The sequence below is a fragment of the Methylobacterium sp. AC433 genome, from assembly GCF_979253015.1.
Genome location: NZ_CEEDBN010000016.1, coordinates 78,631 through 105,196, shown reverse-complemented (window position 1 = coordinate 105,196; position 26,566 = coordinate 78,631). Strand labels below are relative to the sequence as shown.

Annotated in this window: 20 protein-coding genes; 6 read left to right on the top strand and 14 right to left on the bottom strand. The window is 71.2% G+C overall.

The window, feature by feature from the left end:
• Positions 1 to 26: 26 nt before the first annotated feature.
• The 5 genes from AC0IWM_RS19605 to AC0IWM_RS19585 all read right to left on the bottom strand — a co-directional run bounded on the left by AC0IWM_RS19605 (position 27) and on the right by AC0IWM_RS19585 (position 7,244).
• Complete coding sequence (locus tag AC0IWM_RS19605) at positions 27 to 683, bottom strand: protein-L-isoaspartate O-methyltransferase family protein (protein WP_471757721.1); 657 nt, start codon at positions 681 to 683, stop codon at positions 27 to 29.
• Between the two features lie 33 nt (positions 684 to 716).
• Positions 717 to 1,511, bottom strand: coding sequence for a 5'/3'-nucleotidase SurE (gene surE / locus AC0IWM_RS19600; protein ID WP_471757719.1), 795 nt, complete (start codon positions 1,509 to 1,511; stop codon positions 717 to 719).
• On the bottom strand, positions 1,511 to 2,794 hold the full coding sequence (serS, locus tag AC0IWM_RS19595) for a serine--tRNA ligase (protein WP_471757718.1): 1,284 nt from the start codon (positions 2,792 to 2,794) through the stop codon (positions 1,511 to 1,513). The genes surE and serS overlap by 1 nt, the downstream gene beginning before the upstream one ends.
• A 79-nt stretch (positions 2,795 to 2,873) precedes the next feature.
• On the bottom strand, positions 2,874 to 3,812 hold the full coding sequence (locus AC0IWM_RS19590) for a LolA family protein (RefSeq protein ID WP_471757716.1): 939 nt from the start codon (positions 3,810 to 3,812) through the stop codon (positions 2,874 to 2,876).
• A gap of 114 nt (positions 3,813 to 3,926) precedes the next feature.
• The gene (locus AC0IWM_RS19585; protein WP_471757714.1) at positions 3,927 to 7,244 is read right to left on the bottom strand and encodes a DNA translocase FtsK; all 3,318 of its coding nucleotides are present in this window, start codon (positions 7,242 to 7,244) and stop codon (positions 3,927 to 3,929) included.
• 295 nt (positions 7,245 to 7,539) lie between these two features.
• On the opposite strand from AC0IWM_RS19585, the gene AC0IWM_RS19580 reads away from it, so the two are divergent.
• The 3 genes from AC0IWM_RS19580 (at position 7,540) to AC0IWM_RS19570 (ending at position 10,497) form a co-directional block, all read left to right on the top strand.
• Complete coding sequence (locus AC0IWM_RS19580) at positions 7,540 to 9,618, top strand: NAD(+) synthase (protein ID WP_471757712.1); 2,079 nt, start codon at positions 7,540 to 7,542, stop codon at positions 9,616 to 9,618.
• 66 nt (positions 9,619 to 9,684) lie between these two features.
• Positions 9,685 to 9,912 carry a hypothetical protein gene (locus tag AC0IWM_RS19575; protein WP_056468253.1) on the top strand — a complete coding sequence of 76 codons (228 nt, stop codon included), beginning with the start codon at positions 9,685 to 9,687 and terminating at the stop codon, positions 9,910 to 9,912.
• A 183-nt stretch (positions 9,913 to 10,095) separates the two neighbouring features.
• Positions 10,096 to 10,497 (top strand): PilZ domain-containing protein, encoded by a 402-nt coding sequence (locus AC0IWM_RS19570; protein WP_471757763.1) that lies wholly within the window; start codon positions 10,096 to 10,098, stop codon positions 10,495 to 10,497.
• Position 10,498: 1 nt separating this feature from the next.
• On the opposite strand, the gene AC0IWM_RS19565 is transcribed toward AC0IWM_RS19570, so the two are convergent.
• Positions 10,499 to 10,945 (bottom strand): HIT family protein, encoded by a 447-nt coding sequence (locus AC0IWM_RS19565; RefSeq protein ID WP_471757710.1) that lies wholly within the window; start codon positions 10,943 to 10,945, stop codon positions 10,499 to 10,501.
• Positions 10,946 to 11,214: 269 nt separating this feature from the next.
• Here AC0IWM_RS19565 and AC0IWM_RS19560 point away from each other — a divergent pair, with 269 nt between their 5' ends.
• On the top strand, positions 11,215 to 12,198 hold the full coding sequence (locus AC0IWM_RS19560; RefSeq protein ID WP_471757708.1) for a cation diffusion facilitator family transporter: 984 nt from the start codon (positions 11,215 to 11,217) through the stop codon (positions 12,196 to 12,198).
• A gap of 8 nt (positions 12,199 to 12,206) precedes the next feature.
• Here AC0IWM_RS19560 and AC0IWM_RS19555 read toward each other — a convergent pair whose 3' ends face one another.
• The 7 genes from AC0IWM_RS19555 to AC0IWM_RS19525 all read right to left on the bottom strand — a co-directional run bounded on the left by AC0IWM_RS19555 (position 12,207) and on the right by AC0IWM_RS19525 (position 19,736).
• Complete coding sequence (locus AC0IWM_RS19555; protein ID WP_471757706.1) at positions 12,207 to 14,228, bottom strand: ATP-binding protein; 2,022 nt, start codon at positions 14,226 to 14,228, stop codon at positions 12,207 to 12,209.
• A 24-nt stretch (positions 14,229 to 14,252) separates the two neighbouring features.
• The gene (locus tag AC0IWM_RS19550; RefSeq protein WP_471757704.1) at positions 14,253 to 15,041 is read right to left on the bottom strand and encodes an alpha/beta fold hydrolase; all 789 of its coding nucleotides are present in this window, start codon (positions 15,039 to 15,041) and stop codon (positions 14,253 to 14,255) included.
• 112 nt (positions 15,042 to 15,153) lie between these two features.
• Positions 15,154 to 16,035, bottom strand: a complete 882-nt coding sequence (locus AC0IWM_RS19545) for an alginate O-acetyltransferase AlgX-related protein (protein ID WP_471757702.1) — start codon at positions 16,033 to 16,035, stop codon at positions 15,154 to 15,156.
• A 104-nt stretch (positions 16,036 to 16,139) separates the two neighbouring features.
• Positions 16,140 to 17,183, bottom strand: a complete 1,044-nt coding sequence (locus tag AC0IWM_RS19540; protein WP_471757700.1) for a hypothetical protein — start codon at positions 17,181 to 17,183, stop codon at positions 16,140 to 16,142.
• Positions 17,184 to 17,519: 336 nt separating this feature from the next.
• Positions 17,520 to 17,747, bottom strand: a complete 228-nt coding sequence (locus AC0IWM_RS19535) for a hypothetical protein (protein ID WP_471757698.1) — start codon at positions 17,745 to 17,747, stop codon at positions 17,520 to 17,522.
• Between the two features lie 411 nt (positions 17,748 to 18,158).
• The gene (locus AC0IWM_RS19530; protein ID WP_471757696.1) at positions 18,159 to 18,800 is read right to left on the bottom strand and encodes a sigma-70 family RNA polymerase sigma factor; all 642 of its coding nucleotides are present in this window, start codon (positions 18,798 to 18,800) and stop codon (positions 18,159 to 18,161) included.
• Between the two features lie 435 nt (positions 18,801 to 19,235).
• A complete protein-coding gene (locus AC0IWM_RS19525) occupies positions 19,236 to 19,736 on the bottom strand; it encodes a glutathione peroxidase (protein WP_471757694.1) in 501 nt (166 codons plus the stop codon).
• A gap of 218 nt (positions 19,737 to 19,954) precedes the next feature.
• Here AC0IWM_RS19525 and AC0IWM_RS19520 point away from each other — a divergent pair, with 218 nt between their 5' ends.
• Positions 19,955 to 23,785, top strand: coding sequence for a PAS domain S-box protein (locus AC0IWM_RS19520; RefSeq protein ID WP_471757692.1), 3,831 nt, complete (start codon positions 19,955 to 19,957; stop codon positions 23,783 to 23,785).
• Between the two features lie 191 nt (positions 23,786 to 23,976).
• Positions 23,977 to 25,323: a cytochrome P450 gene (locus AC0IWM_RS19515; RefSeq protein WP_471757690.1), complete on the top strand. Its 1,347-nt coding sequence runs from the start codon at positions 23,977 to 23,979 to the stop codon at positions 25,321 to 25,323.
• Positions 25,324 to 25,359: 36 nt separating this feature from the next.
• Here the strand turns inward: AC0IWM_RS19515 and AC0IWM_RS19510 are convergent, their stop codons facing one another.
• Positions 25,360 to 26,520, bottom strand: a complete 1,161-nt coding sequence (locus AC0IWM_RS19510; RefSeq protein ID WP_471757688.1) for a M20 aminoacylase family protein — start codon at positions 26,518 to 26,520, stop codon at positions 25,360 to 25,362.
• Positions 26,521 to 26,566 lie beyond the last annotated feature (46 nt).

Here is a 26,566-nt window from a genome sequence, read left to right as displayed (position 1 = left end):
AGGGACCCCTGCGGGAACCTTTCGCCCTAGAGGACGCGGGCGCGGCCGGGGGTGAGGGGCGCCAGCCGGACGGCCGCGCCCGGGCGCGGCTCCAGGCTGCCGTCCGGGGCCCGGGTCCAGGTGACGAGGCCCGCCGCCTCCGGCCGCCCGACCGGGGCGACGAGACGCCCGCCGGGGCCGAGCAGGGCCGCGAGATGCTCGGGAATCGCCGGGACCGTGCCGTTGAGGAGGATGCCGTCGAAGGGCTCCGCCCCCCGCAGGGTCGCAGGGTGCAGGCCGTCCCCGACGGCGATCGTCGCCAGGAGCCGGTCCTCCGGCACGAGGTTGTCGCGGGCGTCGTCCGCCAGGGTGGCGTAGCGCTCGAGGCTGTGGACGTGGGCGGCGCCGAGGCGCAGCATCAGGGCCGTGACGTAGCCCGAGCCGGTGCCGATCTCGAGGATGCGGGCGCCCGGGCGCAGGGCCAGCGCCTTCAGCATCGCCGCCACCGTGGTGGGCGCCGTCATGGTCTGGCCGCAGGCCAGCGGCAGGGCGAGGTCGCGCCGGGCGAGGTCGCGGTGATGGGCGGGGGCGAAGCGCTCGCGCGGCACCCGCTCCATCGCCCGCAGGGTGTCGGTGTCGCGCACGCCGCGGCCGCGCAGGGCCATGACGAAGGCGGCATCCTCGATCGAGCCCTCGTGCATCATGGCTGGATCTCGACCGGTTCCGGGTCCGTCGGGCTACTGCGAAGAGCCCTTGTCCGAGAACCCTTTGTCCGAGAACCCTTGCGCGAAGCGCGTCAGGCTCGGCTCGTCGGTGAGGTCGAGACGCAGCGGCGTGACGGAGATGCGCTTCTCGGCGATGGCCTTGAGGTCGGTGCCGTTGCCGGGCTGGAACGTCGCCTTGGCGAAGGCGAGCCAGAAATAGGGATTGCCGCGCCCGTCCTGGCGGGCATCGATGGCCAGCAGCGCCTGGTTGCGGAAGCCCTGCGCGGCCACCGCCGTGCCCAGCACCTCCCCGGGCTCGCAATCCGGAAAGTTCACGTTGATCACGATGCCGGGCTCGATCCCGATCTCGAGGATCCTGCGCACCACGGCGGGGCCGTGCTCGGCGGCGGTCTGCCACTTGATGGCGCCGCGCCCGCCGGCGCCGTAGGCCTGGCTCAGGGCGATGGAGCGCACGTTGAGGATGGTGCCCTCCATGGCCGCCGCGATGGTGCCCGAGTAGGTCACGTCCTCGGCGACGTTCTGGCCGCGATTGACCCCCGAGAGCACGAGGTCGGGCCCGTGGTCCTTGAGGATGTGGCGCACGCCCATGATCACGCAGTCGGACGGCGTGCCCTTCACGGCGAAGCGCTTCTCGGCGACCTGGCGCAGGCGCAGGGGGTCGTTCAGCGAGAGCGAGTGCGAGACGCCGGACTGGTCGGTCTCCGGCGCCACCACCCAGACGTCGTCCGAGATGGCCCGGGCGATCCCCTCCAGGGTCTCGAGACCCGGCGCGTGGATGCCGTCGTCGTTGGTGACGAGAATGCGCATCAGCTCTTGAACCCCTCGATCCGCTCGATCCCGCCCATATAGGCCTTCAGCACCGACGGCACCGTGACGCTGCCATCCGGGTTCTGGTAGTTCTCCATCACGGCGATGAGCGCGCGGCCCACGGCCACGCCGGACCCGTTGAGGGTGTGAACGAAATTCACCGCCTTGCCATCCCGGGCGCGCACCCGCGCGTTCATCCGCCGCGCCTGGAAGTCGCCGCAGACCGAGCAGGACGAGATCTCGCGGAAGGTCTCCTGGCCCGGCATCCAGACCTCGATGTCGTAGGTCTTCTGGCTCGCGAAACCCATGTCGCCGGTGCACAGCGTCATGATCCGGTAGGGCAGGTCGAGCTTCTTCAGCACGGCCTCGGCCGAGCCGAGCATGCGCTCGTGCTCCTCCGCCGACTGCTCGGGCGTGGTGATCGAGACGAGCTCGACCTTGTTGAACTGGTGCTGGCGCAGCATGCCGCGTGTGTCGCGCCCCGCCGAGCCGGCCTCGGCCCGGAAGCACGGGGTGAGGGCGGTGAAGCGCAAGGGGAGTTCCTCCTCGCGCAGGATGCTCTCGCGGACGAGGTTGGTGAGAGGGACTTCCGCGGTGGGGATCAGCCAGTGCTCGCCCGCCTGGAACTGGTCGTCCCGGAACTTCGGCAGCTGCGCCGTGCCGAACATCGCCTCGTCGCGGACCATGAGGGGAGGGGCCACCTCGGTATAGCCGTGCTCGCCGGTGTGCAGGTCGAGCATGAACTGGCCGAGCGCCCGCTCCAGCCGCGCGAGCTGGCCCTTGAGCACCACGAAGCGGGCGCCGGACATCCGGGCGGCGGCCTCGAAATCCATCAGGCCGGAGGCCTCGCCGATCTCGAAATGCTGCTTGCCCGTGGCGAGCTGCGGGCGCTGGGCCTTGAACGCGCGGTACTCGACGTTGCCGTGCTCGTCGGCGCCCTCCGGCACCTCCGGGTTCGGGCGATTCGGGATCGCGGCGAGACGGTCGTCGAGGGTCCTGGCCGCGTCGGCCTGGGCGGCCTCCAGGGCCGGCGCCTCGTCCTTCAGGCGGGCGACCTCGGCCATCAGCGCCTGCGCCCGGTCCTCGTCCCTGGCCTTCTTGGCGCCGCCGATCTCCTTGGCCAGCGCGTTGCGGCGCTCCTGGTTGGCTTGCGCGGCCGAGATCGCGGACTTGCGCGCGTCGTCCAGCGCGATCAGCTCGGCGGCGAGCGGCGCCAGGCCGCGGCGGCGCAGGGCCTCGTCGAAGGCGTCCGGGTTCTCGCGGATGGCGCGGATGTCGTGCATGGGCTCGGCTCGTAGGATGCGAGCCCGACGCTTAGCCGCATCGGCACGGGCGCGACAAGCGCGGCGGCGCGCGAGCCCGCTACTGCGGGCGGATCTGGCGCTCGGCCGCCTTGTCCTCGCTGCGTCCGTAATTGATGAAGAACAGGTTGCCCTCGACGGGGCGGCCCTTCTGCAGGTTCGCGAGCTGGACCGTGGTCTGGTAGCCCTGCGGGTCGGTGATCCGCCACTGGCTCAGGGTCTTCACCTCGGGGTCGAAGAAGAGCTGGATCTTCGAGGTGCCGCCGAGCGTGGAGCGGTCCTCCAGGGAGATGCGCAGGCCACCCGGATCGTTCGCCACGTCGGTGACGGAGAGGTCGCGGGCGAGGTCGATCTTCTCGCGCAGCAGGAATTTCAGGGGCGTCTGCGAGATGAAGTAGAGGTCCTGCGTGCCGAGTTTGCGGTCCTTGACCGCCACCGAGGTGCCGTCGGCCACGATCTCCAGGGGAGAGGGCTGGTCGTAGTCGAAGCGCAGGCGGCCGGGCTTGGCGAGCGTCAGCTTGCCGCCGATCCGGCGTCCGTCCGGGCCGACCTGGACGAAGTTGCCGGTGAGCGTGGTCATGCCGTTGAAGTAGGCGTTGGCCTGCGCGATCACGGTGGCGTCGTCCGCCTCCGCCACGACGGCGGCGGGCGCGCCCACGGCCGCGACCTTGGCGGCCTTCGCGTCGTTGGCCTTCGGGTCGAGGGCCTTGGCCTCGCCCTTGGGGGCCTTCCCCTCACCCTTGGCCGCCTTGTCCGCGGCCGCCTTGTCGGACGGCTTGCCGGCCTTCGGCGCCTGGGCGACGGGCTTCTTCGGCGCGGTGGCCGGGGGCGGGGCCGCCGGGGCGGGCTCCGGCTCGGGGGCCGGGGCCGGCTGCTCCTTGCGGCCGAACAGGCCGTCGAGGAACGAGGAGACCTGGGCGGCGGCCGGCTGCGGCTGGGCGAGGCTGGCCGCCAGGACGAGCAACGGACCGGCGGCGAGGCGGTGACGGCGGCCGATCATCGGGACGCTCCCTTGAGGCGATGCGAAGGCGTGCGGGTGGTGCCCGCTTAGAAGCCCGCCCTGTGGCGAATATGCGACGGGTGGGGCGGCGAATGCCCCACCCGAGGGTCCGGCTCAGTCGTCGTAGTCCATCATGCCGGAGGCGGCGTGGCCGCCCTCCATCAGGATCTCGCGCTTGCCGGCATGGTTGGCCGGGCCGACGATGCCCTCGATCTCCATCCGCTCCATGATCGAGGCGGCGCGGTTGTAGCCGATCTGCAGGCGGCGCTGGATGTAGCTCGTCGAGGCCTTGCGGTCGCGCATCACCACCTGAACGGCCTGGTCGTAGAGCTCGGCACCGGGATCGATGCCGCCGCTGCCCGCATAGGCGCCCGCATCGAAGATCGGAGCGTCGATGTCCTCGATCTCGGCGGCCTGGGCCTTCTCGGCCCGGTCGGCCTTGTCGGCCTTCGAGCCCTTGACGGGCTTCTCGTCGCCGCTGCCGTCGTCGGCCGTGACGGCTTCGAGGTAGGAGGGCCGGCCCTGGCGCTTGAGGTGGGCGACCACGCTCTCGACCTCCGCATCCGAGCAGAACGGCCCGTGCACGCGCGTCGTGCGCCCGCCGCCGGCCATGAACAGCATATCACCCTGGCCCAGCAGCTGCTCGGCGCCCATCTCGCCCAGGATCGTGCGGCTGTCGATCTTCGATGTGACCTGGAAGGAGATCCGGGTCGGGAAGTTGGCCTTGATCGTGCCCGTGATCACGTCGACCGAGGGGCGCTGGGTGGCCATGATCAGGTGGATGCCGGCCGCGCGCGCCATCTGGGCGAGACGCTGGATCGCGCCTTCGATGTCCTTGCCCGCCACCATCATCAGGTCGGCCATCTCGTCGACCACGATCACGATGTAGGGCAGCGCCGAGAGGTCCATCTCCTCCGTCTCGTAGACGGCCTGGCCGGTCTCGCGGTTGAAGCCGGTATGGATCTCGCGGGTGATCACCTCGCCCTTGGCCCGGGCCTCCGCCATGCGGGCGTTGTAGCCGTCGATGTTGCGCACGGCGATCTTGGACATCTTCTTGTAGCGCTCCTCCATCTCGCGCACGGCCCATTTGAGGGCGATGACCGCCTTCTTCGGGTCGATGACGACGGGGGAGAGCAGGTGCGGGATGCCGTCGTAGACGGAGAGCTCCAGCATCTTCGGATCGACCATGATCAGGCGGCACTCCTCCGGCTTCATCCGGTAGAGGAGCGACAGGATCATGGTGTTGATGGCCACCGACTTGCCCGAGCCCGTGGTGCCGGCCACCAGCAGGTGGGGCATCTTGGCCAGATCCGCGATGATCGGCTCGCCGCCGATGTTCTTGCCGAGGCACAGGGCGAGCTTGTGCTTGCTCATCCCGAAATCGGCAGAGGCGAGGAGCTCGCGCAGGTAGACGGTCTCGCGGGTGTCGTTGGGCAGCTCGATGCCGATGACGTTGCGGCCCGGGACCACGGCGACGCGGGCGGAGACGGCCGACATCGAGCGGGCGATGTCGTCGGCGAGCGAGATCACGCGGCTCGACTTGGTGCCCGGCGCCGGCTCGAGCTCGTAGAGGGTGACGACCGGGCCGGGGCGCACCGCGAGGATGTCGCCGCGCACGCCGAAATCCTGGACCGTCTGCTGGAGGTTGAGGGCGTTCTGCTCCAGCACGTCGGCATCGACCTCCTCCGTGTCGTTCAGGGGCGGCTCGGCCAGGAGGTCGAGGGCGGGGTGCTCGTAGTCGGCGTTCTCCACGAAGGACATCGGCACGTGCCGGCCGGCGGGGATGAGGAGCGGGCGCTCGGGCAGGATCGCGCGCGGCATGTGGACGGCCGGGGCCTCCGGCGCCGCGGCCGCCTCCGCCTCGGCGACGGGCGCCTCGACCGGGGCCGGCTCGTCGACCGGACCGGTCGAGGCGCCGGACGCGGACGGCTCGGCCTCCTCGGGGGCGGACAGGCCCTTGGGGTTGCGCAGCAGCACCGGTCGCGCCGGGATCGGGGTCGGCACGAAGGCGGCCTCGGCCGCCCGGGGCGCCGGCACGAAGGGGACAGGTGCGAAGGGGACAGGTGCGAAGGGGACCGGCGCGAAGGCCGCGACGGGCACGAACGGCATCGCCTCCGGCAGGGCAGGGGAGGGGGCCGGGATCGGAGCGGCGACCACCGGGGCGGCGGGCGGGACCGCGGTCCGGCCCGCACGGATCGCCGCGCGGGCGGCCATGGCGTGGAGGGGGGCCGGACGAACCGGCGCGGCCCCCGGAACCGCGTTGTCCTGGCCCTCGACCGGACGCGGCGGGCCGAAGGGCTCGAACCGCACGAGGTGTTCCAGGCGGTAGGCGGCGCGGGCCGGCGCCTCGACGGCCGCGTCCGCCGGGAGGATGCCGGCCTCGGACGCCACGCTTTCAGGAGCCGCGGGCGCCGGCGCGGGCTCGGCCTGGATCGCCGACCAGGCGTCGAGCGCGGCGCCGTCGCGCCCGTCGAACCAGGCATGGACCTCGGACCAGTCCGGCACGTCCGACCAGTCGCGGTCGTCGGGGATCACGGCGGTCTCGGCGTGAAGGGACTCGGCGTGAAGGGACTCGACCGGAGCGGCCTCCGACTGGACGGTCTCGGCGTGACCGGTCCCGGGTTCCGGCGCGGGCGCGGCGGCCTCGGTGCTGGGGCGGACCTGGCGCCGGTCGGGGCTGCGGAAGAAGCGTACGCCGGGGGGCGCGACGAAGGGCTGGCGCCAGAGGGGCTCGGGCACCTGGGCGGCCAGGGCCTCGGCCTCGGCCTGCGCCGCGAGGGCGGCGCGCTCCTGCGCCTCGGCCTCGAAGCGGCGCGCGTCCTGCTCGGCCTGGAGCCGCAGGGCCTCGGCCTCGGCCTCCGCATGGGCCTGGGCGCGGGCGGCGCGCTCGGCGTCCAGCGCCCGCTGGCGCCGCTCGTGCAGGACCGGATCGGGGGTGCGGGTGTAGCGCACGGCCGGGCCGGCCGGGACCGGGGCGGCGTAGGCGGGCGCCTCGCCCGCTTCCGCCATGATCGCGGCCGGACGGCGCGGCGTCCGGATCAGGACGCGCGGGGCGGGCGAATCGGCCTCCGTCAGGGCGTCGTCGAACCGGGCCGCGGGGACGGCGCGGCTCGGGATCATGTCGAGGGTGGCGCGGTCGTCGAAGACCTGGGCGGGCCAGGCCTGGATCGCGGGGGCGGGCCGGAAGGCGAGGCCGACCTCGTTGCGGCCGACCAGGGCCTGCGGGCTCGTCATCCAGCTCGGAGTCGGGCGGGTGGCCGCCACGGTGTAGTCCTGCCGCTGCGGCGGCCCGGCGAGGCGGCGCGAGAGGGTCGCCCGCAGGTTCATCAACCGGTGCGCCAGGGCACCGATCGACAGGCCGAGGCGGTCGCCGCCGCGAACGGGGCGCGAAGGATCACGATGGGAGTAGGGGAGCCGTCCCGATGCGCGCATGATTGGCCGGATGTACTCAAAACGGGTCCGCCGCCGGGAGCGGCGCGGTTCAGCGCTGAGTTAGAGCCATCGTCGTTAACAGACGCTTGATCCGACCCCGCCCCCGGCGCGTGATCGCCCTCACGGCGACCACGGAACCCGTCCTCCGAACCCGAAGCCCCCTCACCCGGCCCGCTCGGCCGGCCTCCCTGCGGAGCGCCCCGGCACAGCCCCGGCACGGCGCTTAACCCTTGCGCTGGAGGCGGATGGCGGCAGGGGTTAAGGTGCCGCCGCGACCAGCCCGGAGCCCCGCCCCTTGTCCAGTCCCTCGGCGACCAGTCCCTCGGCCGATCCCGGCTTCCGCTCCCTCTACCGGCACGGCTTCGCCCGGGTCGCCGCCTGCACCGGCCGCAGCCACCCGGCCGACCCCGCCCGCAACGTCGAGGCGATCCTCGCCCTCGCCCGGTCCTGCGATCGCGCCGGGGTCGCCGTGGCTGTGTTCCCGGAACTCTGCGTCTCGGCCTACGCCATCGAGGACCTGTTCCTGCAGGTGACGGTGCTCGACGCGGTGGAGGCGGCCATCGCCCGGATCGTGGCGGAATCGGGCGCGCTCCAGCCCGTCCTCGTCGTGGGCGCGCCCCTGCGCTGGGGCCATCGGCTCTACAATTGCGCGCTCGCCATCCATCGCGGCCGCATCCTCGGGGTGATTCCGAAGAGCTTCCTGCCGACCTACCGGGAGTTCTACGAGAAGCGCCACTTCGCCTCCGGCGCCGGCATCGCGGGCGAGACCCTCCGGGTCGCCGGCCTGGAGGCGCCGTTCGGCACCGACCTGCTGTTCGCCGCCGCGGACGTGCCCGACCTCGTGCTCGGCATCGAGATCTGCGAGGACCTCTGGGTCCCCGCCTCCCCCGGCACCGACGCGGCGCTCGCCGGCGCCACCGTGCTCGCCAACCTGTCGGGCAGCCCGATCACGGTGGGCCGGGCGGAATCCCGGGCGATGCTGTCGCGGGCCGCCTCGATGCGCGGCCTCTGCGCCTACGTCTACGCCGCCGCCGGCACCGGCGAATCCACCACCGACCTGTCCTGGGACGGGCAGACCAGCATCGACGAGAACGGCGTGCGCCTCGCCGAGGGGCCGCGCTTCTCGCCCGAGCCCGTGATGACCCTGGCCGATATCGACCTCGGCCGCCTCGCCCAGGAGCGGCTCCAGATGGGCAGCTTCGACGATTCGGGCCGGGCCGCGCCGCTCAAGGCCGCCTATCGCCGGGTGGCCTTCCGGCTCGATCCGCCGGCCGGCGACCTCGGGCTGAAGCGGACCGTCGAGCGCTTCCCCTTCGTGCCCGCCGATCCGGCCCGCCTCGCCCAGGATTGCTACGAGGCCTACAACATCCAGGTGGCGGGCCTCGCCCAGCGCCTGGAGGCGACGGGGACGAAGAAGGTCGTCATCGGCGTCTCGGGCGGCCTCGATTCCACCCACGCCCTCATCGTGGCGGCCAGGGCCATGGACCGGCTCGGCCTCCCGCGCGACAACATCCTGGCCTATACCCTGCCGGGCTTCGCCACCTCGGAGGGCACCAAGGCCAACGCCCACGCGCTGATGACGGCCCTCGGCACCACCGCCCGCGAGATCGACATCCGTGAGGCCGCCACCGTGATGCTCAAGGGCATGGACCACCCGTTCGGGCGCGGCGAGCCAGTCTACGACGTCACCTTCGAGAACGTGCAGGCCGGCCTGCGCACCGACTACCTGTTCCGGCTGGCCAACCAGAACGGCGCCATCGTCATCGGCACCGGCGACCTGTCGGAGCTGGCGCTCGGCTGGTGCACCTACGGCGTCGGCGACCAGATGAGCCATTACGGCGTCAATGCCGGCGTGCCCAAGACCCTGATCCAGCACCTGATCCGCTGGGTCATCGGCTCGGGCCAGTTCGCCCCGGACGTCGGCGCCACCCTGCGGGCGATCCTCGACACCGAGATCTCGCCCGAACTGGTGCCCGTGGCGGCGGGCGCGGCCCCACAGAGCACGCAAGGGGTGATCGGCCCCTACGCGCTGCAGGACTTCTCCCTGTTCTACACCCTGCGCTATGGCTTCCCGCCCTCGAAGATCGCCTTCCTGGCGCTTCACGCCTGGAGCGACGCGGAGGCCGGAGCCTGGCCGCCGGACTTCCCCGAATCCGAGCGCGGCGCCTACGACCTGCCCGAGATCCGGCGCTGGCTCGCGGTCTTCCTGACGCGTTTCTTCGGCTTCAGCCAGTTCAAGCGCTCGGCCATGCCCAACGGGCCCAAGGTCTCGGCGGGCGGCGCCCTGTCACCGCGCGGGGACTGGCGCGCGCCCTCCGATGGAAGCGCCGCGCCCTGGCTCGCGGAGCTGGCCCGCAACGTTCCAGAGACCTGATCGACACAGTGCTGTCCGATTGCCTGCTTAGGGCGTAGCTTGGGTGGGCGAATCGGAGATTGACCGATGCAGAATTACAACGTTTTCTGCTTCAGGAGCGTCGAGGGCCTGTGCTGCGCCGTGCCGGAGAGCCGCGCCGTTCCGCCCTTTCTCGGGAACGGCTGCTGGGCTTTCGGCGGCAAGCTCGCGGCGATCGGCGACGCGCCCGCCGATTTCGACGACCGCGCGGCCGAGACCGCGGTGCGCTTCAACGGCTTCTACCTGTTCCAGACCATGGACAGCCGCTTTCATTGAGGGCTGCGGCGCTGCGCGCTGAAGGCCTGCGGCGCTTTGCTCTGAAGCCTGCAGCGCTTGCCTCGAGGCCTGCGGCGCTTGCCCGCTCGCGCATCGCGGCGAACATTCCTTAAGGGGCGCCGTGCCAGGGTGCCCCGCGTGGGACGCGGAGTCGGAGGCCGACCCATGGTGGAGCATCACGGCATGTCGGAGCATCGCAGGGAATCGCGCCTGAGGACCTTCCTCAAGGGGCGGATCATCTTCAACAAGGGTGCCTCGAGCATGGACTGCCTGGTGCGGGACCTGTCCCCGTCCGGCGCCCGGCTCGCCCTGAGCGAGACCTCGACGCTGCCCGAGAGCTTCGACCTCTACATCCCGCAGAAGGACCGGACCTACCGGGCCACCCTGTGCTGGCGCCGGGCCGACGGCATCGGCATCGCCTTCGTGGACGAGGCCGCGCCGGCGCCCGTCCCCGTGCCCACGGCGGCCCCGGCGGACGATGCCGCCGCGATGCTCGCCCTGGTGCGCCGGATCGGCGAACTCGAGGCCGAGAACGCCGCCCTGCGCCGGCTCCTCGCCAGCCCGCCGGTGAGCGGCGCCGCCTGACTCAGCCGGCCGCGAGGGCCGCCCGGATGCGCGCGGCGTGCTCCGCCAGGACTGCCCGGTCCGCCATGCCGCCGGTGTGGCGCCGAAGCGGCACGCCCTCGAAGCGGGGCACGATGTGGACGTGGAGATGGAACACCGTCTGCCCGCCCGCCGGCTCGTTGTACTGGAACACCGTGAGGCCATCGGCCGCGAAGGCGCCCTTCACCGCCCGGGCGACGCGCTGCACCGTCCGCGCCAGCGCCGCGAGGGCCTCCGGGTCGGCGTCGAGGAGGCCCCGCGCCGGGGCCTTGGGGATCACCAGGGTGTGGCCGTCCCCCTGGGGCATCACGTCCATGAAGGCGAGGGTGTCGGCATCCTCGTAGACCCGCTCGGCCGGGATCTCCCCGCGCAGGATCTTGGCGAAGATGTTGTCGGGATCGTAGGCGGGCGTTGGGCGCGTCTCGGTCAAGGCAGCCGGCTCCGGTTCTGGCGCGTGCGTTCCGGGGCGCACGATGCACAGGGCGACGCGCCGCGTCCACCTCGGGCGGGATCGATCCGGCTCCTGCCAAGCGCCGCACGAACGCGGCGCCGGAATCATCCGGAGGCGGCGAACCTTCCGGGGCCTCCGCGCGTTGCCTGCGCTTTGTCCCCCAATGGCGACGCTTGGTCGGACGCGCGGCCGAAGGCGCGTCCGCCGGGACCGCGCACCCGCCCCAGAGCCCGAGAGACCCGTCCCGCATGGCCCACGAGAGCACCAGCGCCATCTACACCGCGGCCGGGGCCAACCTCGCCATCGCGGCGGCCAAGTTCGTCGGGGCCTTCCTCACCGGCAGTTCGGCGATGCTGGCCGAGGGCGTCCACTCGGTGGTCGACACCACCAACCAGATCCTGCTCCTCGTCGGCATCAAGCGGTCCCAACGGCCTGCCACCGCGACGCACCCGTTCGGCTACGGCCGCGAGATCTACTTCTACGCCTTCATCGTCGCGCTGTTCATCTTCCTCGGCGGCGGCGCCTTCGCGGTCTACGAGGGCATCCACAAGCTCCAGCACCCGGAACCCTCGGCGGACGCCGTGGTCTGGGGCTATCCCGTCTCCGGCTTCTGGGTGAACGTCGCCATCCTGGGCTTCTCGGTGATGGCCGAGGGCTATTCCTGCTTCGTGGCCCTGCGGGCGTTCTGGGCCGAGAAGGGCAGCCGCCCGCCGCTCGCCGCCATCCGGCGCAGCAAGGACCCGTCCCTGTTCACGGTGCTGGCCGAGGACGTCGCCGCCCTGATGGGCCTCGTGGTGGCGCTCGCCGGCGTGATCCTGGCCCGGGTCCTCGACATGCCCGCCCTCGACGGCTGGTCCTCCATCGGCATCGGCCTGATCCTGATCGGGATGGCGGCGTTCCTGATGGTCGAGACCCATGGCCTGCTCATCGGCGAGGCCGCCGATCCCGAACTCGTCGCGGCGATCCGCGCGGTGGTGCGCGACGAGGCGGGGGTGCACCACGTCAACACCGTGCTGACCCAGCACCTCGGCCCCTCCGACGTCCTCGTCAACGTCAGCCTCGACATGGACGACGACCTCAGCGCCGGCCAGATCGAGGCCATGGTCGCCCGGGTCGAGGCCCGGCTGAAGGCCCGCAGCCCCGACGTGACGCGGGTGTTCATCGAGGTCCAGGCCCGCGCCGTCCCGGCCCCCGATGCGCTGGGCGCCGCGCCGGCCTCCGCCAACGCCTGAGGGGTTCGTCACCCGCCGCCCGGCCGGGCATCCGCGATCATCGCGCGGATCTGCGCGGCGATGGTTTCGATCGGGAAGGGCTTCGTCACCACCGCCATGCCGGGGCCGAGGAGACCGTGGTTGAGGACGGCGTTCTCGGCGTATCCGGTGATGAACAGCACCTTCAGGTCGGGGCGCAGCGCGCGGGCGGCATCCGCCATCTGGCGGCCGTTCATGCCGCCGGGCAGGCCGACATCGGTCACGAGGAGGTCGATGCGCACGTCCGACTGCAGCACCTTGAGACCGGCCGCGCTGTCGCCGGCCTCGATGGCGGTGCAGCCGAGGTCTCCCAGGATGTCGTGCACCAGCATCCGCACCGTGGGCTCGTCGTCCACGATCAGCACCGTCCGGCCCTGCGCCGCGCGGGTCAGGGTCGCGGCGTCCGCGGCCGCCTCCTCGTCCGCGGCCGCGCCGTGGTGGCGGGGCAGGTAGAGGCAGACCGCGGTGCCCTGGCCCGGCGTGGAATGGATGCGGACCTGCCCACCCGACTGCTTGGCGAAGCCGTAGATCATCGACAGGCCGAGGCCCGTGCCCTCGCCGAGCGCCTTCGTGGTGAAGAAGGGCTCGAACGCCCGCGCGACCACCTCCGGCGGCATGCCGGTGCCGGTGTCGGTCACGCACAGCGACAGGTACGGCCCCTCCGGCATGTCGCGCTCGCGGGCCGCATGGGCGTCGAGCCACGCATTGGCGGTCTCGATCGTGATGCGTCCGCCCTCCGGCATGGCGTCGCGGGCGTTGATGCAGAGGTTGAGGAGAGCGTTCTCGAGTTGGGAGACGTCCACCAGGGCGGTCCAGAGGCCGGCGGCGCCGACGACCTCGACCGGGATGCCCGGGCCGACCGCGCGCTGGATCATCTCGTGCATCCCCGCCACCAGGCGGTTCACGTCGGTGGGCCGGGGATCGAGGGTCTGGCGGCGCGAGAAGGCGAGGAGGCGGTGCGTCAGGGCCGCGGCCCGGCGCGCCGCCCCCTGGGCCGCCGCCATGTAGCGCTCGACATCGCCGAGGCGGCCCTGCCGCATGCGGTTCTGCATCATCTCCAGGGAGCCGGCGATGCCGGCGAGGAGGTTGTTGAAGTCGTGGGCGAGGCCGCCGGTGAGCTGGCCCACCGCCTCCATCTTCTGCGCCTGGCGCAGGGCCTCGGCCTGCTCGCGCTCGAGGGTCGTGTGGCGTCCGGAGGCGTAGATCCGGCCCGCCTCGAAGGCGGCCGTCCAGGCGAACCAGCGATACGTGCCGTCCCGGTGCCGGAAGCGGGATTCGTGCGGCGCGGTCAGGGGCTCGCTCAGGATCCCGGCGAAGGCGGCCAGAGTCGCCTCCAGGTCGTCCGGATGCGTGTAGTCGACGACCGAGGTGCCCAGGAGTTCGTCGGCGCGCCAGCCGAGCAGCTTGGTCCAGGTCGGGTTGATGCTCTCCAGGATGCCGTCCGGCAGGGCGACGGCGAGCAGTTCCTGCGACAGGCGCCAGGCCCGGTCGCGCTCGGCCGTCTGCGCGGCCACCCGCGCCTCCAGGGTGAGGTTGAGGCCCTGGAGCGCCGCCGTCGCCGCGTCCGCCGCGCGCCGGGCCTCGACGAGCTCCCGCTCGTAATGCCGCCGGTCGGACGCGTTGAACAGGGTGATGCGGATGAACCGCACGGCCCCGGCCTCGTCCCGGCGGACGACCGCGTTGACGAGGACCGGCAGCGTCGTCCCGTCGGCGCGCACGAGGTCGAAGGCGACCGCGTGGAAGAAGCCCTGCATCCGCAGCAGGGGCGCGAAGTGGGTCTCGTAGTAGATCTTGCCGGCGATGTTCAGGAGGTCGAGGAAGCGGCGCCCGACGAGCTGTCCGGCCGCGTGGCCCGTCCAGGCCGCGAGGGTCCGGTTGACCCGGGTCAGGCGCCCGCTCGGCAGGGCGGAGGCGTAGCCGCAGGGGGCGTTCTCGAAGAGGTCCTCGAGGTCGTCGGCCTCCGCGGCCGGTCCGCCCCCTTCCGGGGGGCCGGGGGTCAACGCGTCCGCCACGCCGTCCTCACGCAGGAACTCCGCTCACAGGAAGGCCTCGATCGCCGCGACCGTCGCCTCGGGCGCGCTCAGGTTCGGGCAATGCCCGGTGGCGTCGAGGAGGACGAGGGCGCTGTCGCGCAGGTGGCGGTGCACGTATTCGCCGACCTCCCGGGGCGCGAGCACGTCCTCGGCGCACTGGATCACCAGGCAGCGCGCCGTCACGTCCGCGAGGTCGGCCCGGTTGTCGGACAGGAAGGTGGTCCGGGCGAAGCGGCGGGCGATGTCGGGGTCGGTGCGGCAGAAGCTGTTGACGAGTTCGCCACCGAGCTCCGGGCGATCGGGATTGCCCATGATCACCGGCGCCATGGCCTGCGACCAGCCCATGTGGTTGCTGTCGAGGAAGTCGAGGAGTTCCTCGACCTGCGCCCGGCTGAAGCCGCCGACGTAGTCGCCCTCGTCGATGTAGCGCGGCGAGGGGCAGACCAGGACGAGGCGGTCGAACAGCTCCGGCGCGCGCTTGGCCGCGAGGATGCCCACCATGGCGCTCACCGAGTGGCCCACGAAGACGCCGCCGGTGACGCCGAGCGCCCGGGCCAGGGCGACGACGTCGTCGGCGTAGCCGTCGAGGCTGGCGTACCGGTCGGGATCATAGGCCGCGAGGTCGGAGCCGCCGGCGCCGACATGGTCGAACAGGATCGTGCGGAAGCGGTCCGCGAAGGCGGGCGCCACGTCGCGCCACATGTTCTGGTCGCACCCGAAGCCGTGGGCGAAGACCATGGCGGTCTCGCCGGTCCCCGCCTGCTTCACGTTGTGCCGCCCGATGATCGACAAGCCCCGACTCCTCCCGCCGCTCCACCCCGTAGCACGCCACGCGCCACGATGCGCGCGGAGCTGGGGCAGGGGGGCCCAAGCCGGACCTGAACCTTGCGACGTCGGGCCGTCTTCACGGTTGAACCTCGTAGGCATCCTCCGTCACTTGGCGGAGGAAGCGTTCGGCCATCTCACAGATCAGGATGTCCGGCTTCACGCGGGCAAAATAGGACCAGTCCACCGCGACCGACCAAATGAAATGCACCTCTCGGAAGGTTTCGGCCAGCATGACGACCAAGCTCGCGGACGGAAAATGCGCGTAGGAATCGCCCACCAGCATCAGCGTCCGCGGATCGGCGCGCGCGCTCTGGTTCCGGTACACGTGATGGATGCCACGATGAGACGAGGATTGTCGCGACTCGTACAGCAAGGCCTGCGAATTGGCATAAACCCGCGTGGCGTCCGACTGCAGATCGTAGAAGGTCCGCGTCTCGGCGATCTCGGGATCGAATTTCGATCCGAGATCGCCGGCCGAGACCTCCTCGCGGTGGTCCCGCGTCGAGAAGTCCTCGACCTGCTCGGCCCCGCATGATCGGCAGATCTGCCGGTAAGCGATCTGGCAGCCCGCAAGCGTCCAGTGCGTGTCGGTCTTCTGATAGAGGTCGGACTTCGAGCGCTCCGCACGCAAGGGGCGATAGAGCCTGATGTAGGACCTGCGCAGGAAGGGGCGGAAGAGCAATCCCCTGTGCACGCGACTGCCGAGGGAAAGCCTTGGATCTAGGGAAATATCCTTAAGTTTATCATCGTAGATGTAGATTTTCTCGGGCACAATCATCGTGAAATAACGGCAATTCGCCTGCCGGCAGACCTCATACCGCCGCGCGAAGATGTTTTTCCAGGCCTGGATCTGGACATCGATCTCAAGGCTCTTTTTTGCGTGGATCAGGACCCTGTTGCTGCCTCCGATCAGGAAGAGCCATCCGTCAATACCCTGGTGAACATCCTGCTCGGACATGATCCTCGACTTGTCCTTCGAGCCCGCTGGCACGGGGGTGGCTCGACATCCGCATGATCTGAGAGGAAGGCGACCCGGCCGCTCATCGCCGCCTCACCATCCGGTCACTGCCAACTCTTCCCGACGGCGTGCCGCACGGCATCCGCGATCACGACGTCGAACTCGACCATATCACGGGCGGCATCGATCGATTTTAACTGGTTCGCGAGGGTGGCCACAGCGTCGGACGGCTTCGGGAGCGGCACATCGATCGGCGGAATCTCCAATCGATCGAGCAGGGCGGCGTAGTATTCCTTCGTATAGTCGCTGTGCCCGACGACCTTGATCCGCGAGATGATCTCCATGGCGACGATGGAGTTGCCCGGCGCGAAGGAATCACCCGGTGAGCGCGTCCCAAACTGGCGGCAGAGTGGGTTGTACAGGAAGCGATAGCACGCCTCCGGCTGCATCCTCAGGAAGCGCTTGATATTCCGACCGTTCGAGAAATCAGACCCGGCCGCGAAGCGCACCGCGTCCAGGAAGTCGCCGAGGCGCCAACTCTGCGCGGGGTCCTCCGCGATGAGCTTCTTCGACTGGAGCCAGAGCATCCGCGCCGCCATCTCCATGTAGGGGTCCGGGACTAGGACGCTGCTCACGCTCTCGTCCTCCTGGAAGAACACCTCGTAGCGCGGGAAGATGACCGCACCCGTGATCAGCGACGAGGTCAGCCACGGGCCTTGCATGATGCTCTGCACGGCCTCTTCGGATAGTTTGTCGATATTGAAGTAACTATACTGAAAATGATCAAATAGATGCTGCTCGACGAAAGTACTTCTCTGAACGGAGGCATTGATGTTGATCAGCTTGCGGCGCAGAAACGGCTTGTCCCGAATCGCCCGATAGATGAGGATGTTGGTATCGGCATCGAAGATCTCGACGCGATGCGCAGACGCGAGCTGCGGCACTTCCTGCTCGGTAATTCTATAGACACACTGACCGGTAGAATGCCAGCCGTTCGTACGAATATTGTCGTCGGTGATCCACGCTGAGAGTTCCGAGGCCCTGATCCCGTCGATGGAGACATAGACCCTACTGATTGCTCGTGGATTATCGGGTGCCAGCCAGAAATGTATTCCGTTGCTGACATCCTGATTTACGAAAAACCTCATCTCTGGACCCTAAAGAACCCCTGCATTGATTGACCGTCGGTCGCTCCCACGGTCGATCCGATGCCTCGACAAGGAGCGCTGCGGTCCGGATCTGCGGGATCGAACCTCACGGCCAGGCGGTCGAGACGGCTTTCTAGGATGCGCAGGCACTGTCCTTGCGGGTCCATTGTCTACCGACACGGCGATGACATCCTCCGGGTTACGCCATGACTGCCCGCAGTGTGGGCATGGCCCGAACGACCCCGGCCTCCGGCCGCGCTTTCTCGCACACCTCCGATTCTTTCGTCCAGCGCAGGAGCATTCGCTCATTACCAGGCGCGCCGGCGAACGACCCGGTCAGGCGAGTTCGAGTTCGAGGGCGACGTCGGTCAGGTAGTGGGCGATGCGACGGCGCGCCTCCGGATCGGCGCAGGCGACGCTGAAGCCCACCGTCAGGGTCTGGCCTGCGTAGAGGCGCAGGACCGATTCCGCCATCAGGGCGGCCTCGCGCTCCGCCGCCGCGGTCAGGACGCGGCGCCCGTCGCGGGTCTCCAGGGTCACGCGGTAGGTCCGGACGTTCGTCATGGATCAGTCCCTGCGGACGGTGGCGACGGCATCGCGGAGACCGCGCATGGCAGAAGCAACGGCGCCGGTGGCAAGACCGATCCACGCTAAAGACCGATCCACGCTGACGATCGATCCACGCGATGCAAAGGTCGAACCGCCCGCGGCGCCGGCAGTTCGAAAGATGTCGGCGCGGCGAAGGCCGGGCTCAGGCTGCCGCCATATGGGATCGGCGGGCCGTCCGGGGCGGGCACCACGCCGGAGTGCCGCCGGAACCACCGCCGAGACCTCGGCACGACGCTCCTACCGGACCGATCCTGCTCCGCGGGGGCAGGACCCGCGCCGCTTCGGCCCTGTCGCTTGGCTGCCGGGCGATGCCCGCCGGCGCGGGCCGGCGAGCCGTCCCGGCGGCGCCGTCGTGCGCCGGCCGTATCAGGTGGAGGAGGATGCGGAGGACGCCGACGGGCGCGCCTCCATCCCGAGGGAGCCCATCAGGAAGGCCCGCGCCCGGCTGACGCGGCTCTTCATGGTGCCGACCTGGCAGCCGATCAGCGCCGCGGCGGCCTCGTAGGTCATGCCCTGTGCCGCCACGAGGACCAGGGCCTCGCGCTGGGCGGCCGGCAGCCGGCCGAGATGCTGCCAGACCCGGCGCAGGTCGCTGCTGGCCTCCTGCGCGGCCGGCGCCACCACCTTCGCGGCCAGGACGCCGTCCGCGTCCTCGACCTCGCGCTTCCGCTTGCGGCAATCGGTGTAGAATTGATTGCGCAGGATGGTGCAGAGCCAGGCCCTCAGGTTGCTCCCCGGCTCGAAGCGGTGCCGGTTCGCCCACGCCTTCAGCAGCGTCTCCTGCACGAGGTCGTCGGCAGCGGTCGGGGCGATGGCGAGGGACAGCGCGAAGGCGCGCAGGCTCGGCAGCGCCTCGAGCAGCGCGGCGCGGAAATCCGCGGCCGCGGGCGGGGGGGCCTCCAGCCGGGCGATCAGGTCGAGCAGGGCCGCCGGCTGCGTCTCGGCGAGCATCGCGGCGTAGAAGGCCTTGAGCTCCGACCCGAGATGCGACCGCACCGCCTCGGGCATCGTCCGGCCGGATCCCGCCCGGCCCGATGCGAGCGCAGTGCCGCCCTCCCCGTTCGCCGATGCCCGTCGCGCGTTTCCTGCCGCCATGCTGATTCCCCACCTCCCGCGGATCGCACCGCAAACCGGGACGATCCGGCAATACGATCGGGAGTTTCTGGCATACCAAGCCTGAACGCCGGCTAACGAATTCTTCACCGGATCGTCGAGCGACGGGGTCCGCAGGGGCGGGGGCACCGGGCCGGTCGGGCCCCGGCCGGGCGAAGGGATCCCGTGGGCCGGCGCGCGGTTCCGGCGGCGATCCTGTTGGTTCAGGCGGTTGCCTGGCCTGTCGGACCCCGTCAGGACTTTCCTAACCCTGGCCGCCGATCGCGCCCGTCGGCTGGGGATGGCCGCCAACCGGACCCCGGTCCGCGTCCTCCCGGCGCCGCCGCCGCGCTAAGGCGCGGGTGCGGGCTCCGCCAGGGCGGCCGCGATGGCGGCCTCCAGGGTTTCGGGCTTCGTCGACGGGGCGTAGCGGGCGATCACCCGCCCGTCGCGGCCGACGAGGAACTTGGTGAAGTTCCACTTGACGGCGCGGCTGCCGAGGAGGCCGGGCTTCGCCCTGGTCAGGTGGGCGAAGACCGGGTCGGCCGCCGGGCCGTTCACCGCGACCTTGGCGAGGACGGGGAAGCTGACGTCGTAGGTCAAGCTGCAGAACCGGGCGATCTCGGCCGCATCCCCCGGTTCCTGGGCGCCGAACTGGTTGCAGGGAAAGCCCAGCACCACGAGGCCGTCCGCCCGGTGCTTCCGGGCCAGGGCCTCCAGCCCGGCATATTGCGGCGTGAACCCGCATTTCGAGGCGGTGTTGACGATCAGGATCACCTGGCCCCGGTGCTGGGCCAGCGGGTAGGGCGACCCATCGGCCGCCCTCGGGATCAGGTCGTGCAGGCTGTCCATGGAATGCGACCGTGCGGCGTGCGGGGCCTTCTCCTACGGCCCCGCCGCCCCGGTCGGCAAGCCTGCGCCGCCAAGGGCCGGCCGCGGCCCGTTCGAGAGAAGTGATTGGATTTTGCCAACCATTCCTTGATCTAACGCCGGAACACGCGAATCGCAGGGCCGTCAGGATCGGGCCCGACCGGGGCGGGTGGCTGCTGCCTTCGGGATTGAACCGCCGGATGTCGACCTCTCTCCGCCACGACCGTGCCGGGGCCTCTCTGCCGAGGCTGCGCCCGGCCGTCGACGCCCTCCAGCTCCTCGTGCTCGTGACCGGCCTGCTCACGGTCGCCCTCGTCTGGGTCGGCCTGTCCTACCACCTGCGCCTGCGCGAACTCTCCGTCCAGGACAAGGCGACCCGCGACGTCGTCAACCTGTCGATCGGGGTCGAGCAGCATGTCGAGCGCCTCGTCGTCGGTGTCGACCAGGTCATGCGCTTCATCGCGGAGGATTTCTTCCGCAATCCGGAGACCTTCGACTTCCAGGCCTGGCTCCGGCGCGCGACCTCCCTCGAGAACGTCGTTCACCAGATGTCCCTGTTCAACGAGCAGGGGGACCTCCTCTACGCGCGCACGCCGCTGCCTCCCACCGTGCCGCGCATCAACGTCCGCGACCGGGCGTATTTCAAGGCCCTCGCGACGAGCCCCGACCAGGGCCTCTACATCGACCGGACGCTGAAGGGGCGGATTTCCGGCACCTACGTCCTCCAGACGGCGCGGCGGCTGAACCATCCCGACGGGAGCTTCGCGGGCGTCATCGTCACGTCGATCGATCCCGATTATCTCGCCGGCCAGTTCAAGGCCTTCGATCTCGGGATGCAGGGCAGCATCGCCCTGATCGGCACGGACGGGTTCCTGCGCGCCCGTTCGCCGCAGACCGCCGGCATGTACGAGTTGAACACCCGCACCCTCGACATCCCCGGCGACCTCTTCCAGCAGTTCCGGCAGAAGACCTCGGGCGCGTTCCGGATGACGAGCCCCTACGACCACGTCACCCGCATCTACGGCTACCGCTCCGTCGGGCCGCTGCCGCTCATCGTCAATGTCGGCAAGTCCCTCGACGAGGTCCTGGCGCCGCTCGCCGACGAGCGCCTGCACGCCCGGGTGGCCGGGGTCGTCGTGACCGTCCTGCTGCTGGGCGTGCTCCTTGTCCTGTTGCGGGGCCTGGAGCGCGGCAGCCGGCAGCGGGCGGCCCTGGCGCGGGCCAACCAGACCCTGGCGGAGAAGGAGATCGTCGCCCGCCGGGCGGAGGGCCAGGCGCAGGAGGCCAACCGCCTGCTCAGCCTCGCCGCGCAGATCGCCCATATCGGGCACTGGCGCATCGGCCTGCCCGGACACGGCCTGTACTGGTCGGACGAGGTGTACCGGATCCATGGCCGCGCCCCCGGGGAGGGACCGCCCTCCCTCGACGCGGCGATCGCGGCCTATCACCCGGACGACCGGGACGGGGTCGCGCGCTGCGTCGCCGATGCGATCGAGACCGGTCGGAGCTTCTCGTTCTCGGCCCGCATCGTCACCGGCGACGGACGCCCGCGCGATGTCGTCTGCCGGGGCTTGTGCGAGCAGGACGCGGAAGGCGCCACGACGGCGGTGTTCGGCACCGTCATGGACGTCACCGACCTGCGCCAGACCGAGCAGGCGGTGATCGACAGCGAGGCGCGCTACCGGCTGCTCGCCGACCACACCCGCGACATGATCGTCCAGGTCGACCTCGACACCACCCGCCGCTACGTCTCGCCGGCCTGCCGGGACCTCCTCGGCTACGAGCCCGAGGAATTGATCGGGACGAAGCCCATCGACGGGGTCCACCCGGACGACCGGCCCGGGGTGTCCGCCCTGCTGGCGGACCTCGCCGAAGGCCGGCGGACCGAGGCGCTGAAGCGCCAGCGCTACCGGCGCAAGGACGGGACCTACATCTGGGTGGAGGTTGGCTACCGGGTCATCCAGGACGCCGCGGGCCGGACCGTCGGCTGCGTCGCCTCGACCCGGAACATCACGCCCCGGGTGGAGGCCGAGCAGCGCATCCGCCGGAGCGAGCACCGCTTCCGCCTGCTGGCCGAGAACACCGGCGAGCTGATCATGCTCGGCCACGACGACGGCCGGCGCTCGTACATCTCGCCCGCCTCCGAGCGCCTCCTCGGCTACACGCCCGAGGAACTCGGCGCGATGCGGCTCGGCGACTACGTCCATCCGGACGATCTCGGCCTGCTCCACGCGGCGACGCGCTCCCTGGTCGCAGGCCGGGCGGAGGCGACCTGCGAATACCGGGCGCGGCACAAGGCGCGGGGCTGGATCTGGGTCGCCGGCGTGTTCCGGCGCATCCCCGACGCCGAGGCGAACGAGCCGACCATCGTCGCGACCTTCCGCGACGTCTCGGAGCGCCGGGCGCAGGCGCAGGCCCTGGCCGACGCCAAGGCCGCCGCCGAGCGCGCCAGCGCGGCCAAGACGGAGTTCCTGGCCTCCATGAGCCATGAGATCCGCACGCCCCTCAACGCCATCATCGGCTTCACCGACCTGATGGTCGCCTCCGGCCGCCTGCCCCAGGACCTGCAGCGCCAGGCCGAGCTGGTACGCACGTCGAGCGCGTCCCTGCTCACGGTGGTCAACGACATCCTCGACTTCTCAAAGGTCGAGGCCGGCGCGATCGAACTCGACCGGCAGGCCTTCGACCCCCGGGCCCTGATCTACAACAGCCTCGCGATCGTGCGCGGCGCGGCGGACCAGAAGGGCCTCGAGGTCCGGGCGGTGATCGACCCGGCCCTGCCCAAGGGCGTGGTGGGCGACGAGGCGCGCCTGCGGCAGGTGCTCCTCAACCTCCTGAACAACGCGATCAAGTTCACCCGGCGCGGCTCCGTCACCCTGAGCGTCCAGCACGGCGGCACCACCGAGGCCGGCGAGCGCCTGCGCTTCAGCGTGTCCGACACCGGCATCGGCATCGCCAAGGACAAGCAGGACCGCCTGTTCAAGCGCTTCTCGCAGGTGGACGGCTCGATCGAGCGGGATTTCGGCGGCACCGGCCTGGGACTGGCCATCTGCAAGCAGCTCGTCGACTTGATGGGCGGCGAGATCGGCGTCCTCTCGGAGACCGGCATCGGCGCGACGTTCTGCTTCTCGGTGCTGCTGCCGCGCGGCGCGGTGGCGCGGACGATCGCCCTGGTCACGGACGCACCGGCGGCGCGCCGTTCCGGCCACCTGCTCCTCGTCGAGGACAACCTGATCAACCAGGAGCTGGCGCGCTCCGTCCTCGAGGTCGGCGGCCACACTGTCGACGTGGTCGCCGATGGCGAGGCCGCGATCCGGGCGGTGGCGCAGGGCCGCTACGACCTCGTGCTGATGGACGTGCAGATGGCCGGCATGGACGGCATGACCGCCACGCGCCGCATCCGGGCCCTCGGCACGACCGCCTCGACGATGCCGATCATCGCCATGACCGCCAACGTGCTGGCGGACCAGATCCAGACCTTCCGGGCGGCCGGGATGGACGACCACATCGGCAAGCCGTTCAAGCGGGCGGAGCTCTACCGGCTGATCGACAAGTGGCTGGCCTGGGGTGCCGGAACGGCGCCGTCCGCGGCGACCGATGTCGCGCACCGGACCGGGATCCAGGCCGGCCTCCTCGACCAGCGGACCTACGACGAGGCCGCGGCCCTCGTCAGCCCCGAGCGCCTGGCCGGCCTGCTCGAGGCGCTGGGCGACGAGCTGGCCGGGAGCTTCCGCGCGGGCGGCGACTCCGCGGAGGACCGCGAGCAGATCCGCTTCGAGGCCCATACCCTCGCGACCTCCACCGGCATGCTCGGCTTCTCGGCGCTGTCCGACGCCTGCCGGACCCTGGAGAGCTTCCAAGAGCAGCGCGTGGCCAGCGAGGGGCCGGAGGTGTTCCGGCACCGGCTGGAGCAGGCCCGCTCGCTCTGCCGCCGCACCCGGGACGCGGCGCTGGCCCTGCGGGCGCGGGCGGAGGGCTCCTCGGACGGGAGCGCGTCGCCGGAGACCGACCGGGCGTCCTGCGCCTCCTGAGCCCCGGCCGCCCGGGGCGGGCGGCCCGCAGGGCGCGGCGGCGGATGGCCGTTTCGGCGAGCCGGCCAAGCTACGCCAAATATCCGGCTTGTCCCGCGATGTCGTCGCTCTATGATGCCACTTGAATCCGACCCTCGACCGGTGTCGAATTCAGTATTCGCGCGCTCCGCCCCTTGCATCCGCAGGTGTCCATGAGCCGTCTCGCCGCTCCGGATCCGGACCGGGTGGTGCCGGCCAGACCGGAACCGCCTGAGACGGATCTCGGCTTCCTGCCGTCGCTCAGGGCGCTCAGCACCAACGCGATCGGGATCTGGCCGCGCCGGACCTATGACGAGCCGATCTCGCACCGGCCGTTCCTCGGCCGCACCCGCTTCGTGGTCAACGACCCTGACGCGATCCGGCACGTGCTCGTCGACAACCACGAGAACTACCTGCGCACCCGGACGCTGACCCGCATCCTGCGCCCCCTCGTCGGCGACGGCCTGTTCCTCAGCGAGGGCCCGGCCTGGCGCCGGCAGCGTCGGATCCTGGCGCCCGCCTTCACGCCGCGGGCCGTGGAGGCCCTCCTGCCGAACATCCACGCCGCCGTGGACGAGGCCCTGGACGACCTCGCGGGCCAGGCCGCTCGCGGCCCGGTCGACCTGTTCACGGCCCTGCAGCACCTCGCCATCGAGATCGCCGGCCGGACGATGTTCTCGGTCGACCTGCGCCCGCACGCGGCGCGCCTGCGCCACCTGCTGACCCGCTACAACGCGCGGCTCGGCCGGCCGTACCTCCTCGACTTCCTGCTGCCGCTGCCCTGGCCGAGCCCGCACGACCTGCTGCGCGCCCGCTTCCGCCGCCACTGGTTCCCCGTGCTCGACGCGATCATCGCCGCGCGGACGGCCCAGCCCCGCGACGACGGACCCGCGCGGGATCTCCTGGATCTCCTGATGGCGGTGCGCGACCCGGAGACGGGGCAGGGCCTGAGCCCGGTCGAGCTGCGCGACCAGGTGGCGACGATGATCCTCGCCGGCCACGAGACCACGGCGGTGGCGCTGTTCTGGGCCGCCTATCTCCTGACGCTGGCGCCGGGGCTCCAGGCGCGGGTCGCCGGGGAGGCGGCCCCCCTGACCCTGACGCGGGCCGTCCTCGACGAGGTTCTGCGGCTGTACCCGCCCGCCTTCATGATCACCCGCCGGGCCGGCGGTCCGGACACGGTCGGCGGGCACGCGGTCGCGGCCGGCGACCTCGTCATCGTAGCGCCCTGGGTGCTCCATCGGCATCGGCGGCTCTGGCGCGATCCGGACGCCTTCGACCCGGGCCGGTTCCTGCCCGGCGCCGCGCCGGTGCCGCGCTTCGCCTACCTGCCGTTCGGCGCCGGCCCGCGGATCTGCATCGGCGCGCAATTCGCCCTCCTGGAGGTGACGCAGGCCCTTTCCCGGCTCGTCCGGCGCTTCCGTCTCGGCCTAAGCGGGGACCGCCCGGTCCTGCCCTCCGCGGTGGTCACGACCCAGCCCGACCACGCCCCGCGCTTCCATCTGGAACCGCGGGGGTGAGGTGGCCGGCCCCTCGCGTCGGCGGGCCCTTCCGCATCAGGCGGCGGTGCGCCGCTCCACGAGGCGGGCGAGGAAGGCCGAGCCGAGGGGAATGATGCTGTCGTCGAAGTCGAAGCTCGCATTGTGCAGGCCGGGACCGGGCGTCGAGCCGATCCACGCATAGGCGCCGGGTACCCGCGCGACCATGTCGGCGAAATCCTCGCTGCCCATGCGCGGCTTCGACTGGTCGTCGACGCCCTCGGGGCCGAACAGTTCGCGGGCGATGTCGGCCGCCGCCGCCGCGTGCTCCGGACTGTTCATCAGCACCGAGAACACGTCGCGGATGTCGACGTCGATCGTCGCCCCGTAGGCGGTGGCGAGGCCCGCGGCGATCTCGCGGATGCGGGTGGTGACCAGGGTGCGCAGGTCCGCGTCGAAGGTCCGCACCGTGCCGGTGATGTGGGCGCCTTCCGGGATGACGTTGTAGGCCGCACCGGCGTGGAACTGCGTCACCGAGAGGACCGCGCTCTTGAGCGGGTCGGCGTTGCGCGAGACGATCGACTGGAGCGCCTGGACCAGGGTGGAGCCCACCACGATCGGGTCGATGCCCTGCTGCGGCTGGGCCGCGTGGGCGCCGCGCCCGGTGATGCGGATGTCGAAGAAGTCCGCCGCCGCCATGGCCGGTCCGGGACGCAGCTTGATCTTGCCGTGCGGACCGTTGGGCTGGTTGTGGATCGCGTAGATCTCGTCGCAGGGGAATTTCTCGAACAGGCCGTCGGCGATCATCGCGCGGGCGCCGCCCTGGCCCTCCTCGGCCGGCTGGAACACGAACAGGGCGGTGCCGTCGAAGTCCCGGGTCTCGGCGAGGTAGCGTGCCGCCCCCAGCAGCATCGTGGTGTGGCCGTCATGGCCGCAGGCGTGCATCTTGCCCGGCACCGTCGAGCGGTAGGGCAGGTTCGTCTCCTCCTCGATCGGCAGGGCGTCCATGTCGGCGCGCAGGCCGATGCGCCGGCCGGAGCCGGTGCGGCCCTCGAGCACGCCCACCACCCCGGTGCCGCCGATGCCGCGATGGACGGCGATGCCGTAGCGCGCCAGCTCCGCGGCGACGATGCCGGAGGTGCGGATTTCCTCGAAGCCGAGCTCGGGATGGGCGTGGAAGTCGCGGCGGATCGCCACGAGATCGTCGGCGAAGGTCTTGATGCGGTCGATGGGGCTCACGGATCGTCCTTGGGCTCTCGCGCCCGGTGGCGGGCGGTGCGGGGTC

Coding starts and splice junctions, on each gene's coding strand:
- AC0IWM_RS19585 (WP_471757714.1), bottom strand. CDS start 7,244: ATGCGCGCATCGGGACGGCTCCCCTACTCCCATCGTGATCCTTCGCGC.
- AC0IWM_RS19535 (WP_471757698.1), bottom strand. CDS start 17,747: ATGACGAACGTCCGGACCTACCGCGTGACCCTGGAGACCCGCGACGGG.
- AC0IWM_RS19605 (WP_471757721.1), bottom strand. CDS start 683: ATGATGCACGAGGGCTCGATCGAGGATGCCGCCTTCGTCATGGCCCTG.
- serS (WP_471757718.1), bottom strand. CDS start 2,794: ATGCACGACATCCGCGCCATCCGCGAGAACCCGGACGCCTTCGACGAG.
- AC0IWM_RS19540 (WP_471757700.1), bottom strand. CDS start 17,183: ATGAGGTTTTTCGTAAATCAGGATGTCAGCAACGGAATACATTTCTGG.
- AC0IWM_RS19515 (WP_471757690.1), top strand. CDS start 23,977: ATGAGCCGTCTCGCCGCTCCGGATCCGGACCGGGTGGTGCCGGCCAGA.
- AC0IWM_RS19545 (WP_471757702.1), bottom strand. CDS start 16,035: ATGTCCGAGCAGGATGTTCACCAGGGTATTGACGGATGGCTCTTCCTG.
- AC0IWM_RS19570 (WP_471757763.1), top strand. CDS start 10,096: ATGTCGGAGCATCGCAGGGAATCGCGCCTGAGGACCTTCCTCAAGGGG.
- AC0IWM_RS19590 (WP_471757716.1), bottom strand. CDS start 3,812: ATGATCGGCCGCCGTCACCGCCTCGCCGCCGGTCCGTTGCTCGTCCTG.
- AC0IWM_RS19525 (WP_471757694.1), bottom strand. CDS start 19,736: ATGGACAGCCTGCACGACCTGATCCCGAGGGCGGCCGATGGGTCGCCC.
- AC0IWM_RS19560 (WP_471757708.1), top strand. CDS start 11,215: ATGGCCCACGAGAGCACCAGCGCCATCTACACCGCGGCCGGGGCCAAC.
- surE (WP_471757719.1), bottom strand. CDS start 1,511: ATGCGCATTCTCGTCACCAACGACGACGGCATCCACGCGCCGGGTCTC.
- AC0IWM_RS19530 (WP_471757696.1), bottom strand. CDS start 18,800: ATGCCCGAGGCGGTGCGGTCGCATCTCGGGTCGGAGCTCAAGGCCTTC.
- AC0IWM_RS19575 (WP_056468253.1), top strand. CDS start 9,685: ATGCAGAATTACAACGTTTTCTGCTTCAGGAGCGTCGAGGGCCTGTGC.
- AC0IWM_RS19520 (WP_471757692.1), top strand. CDS start 19,955: ATGTCGACCTCTCTCCGCCACGACCGTGCCGGGGCCTCTCTGCCGAGG.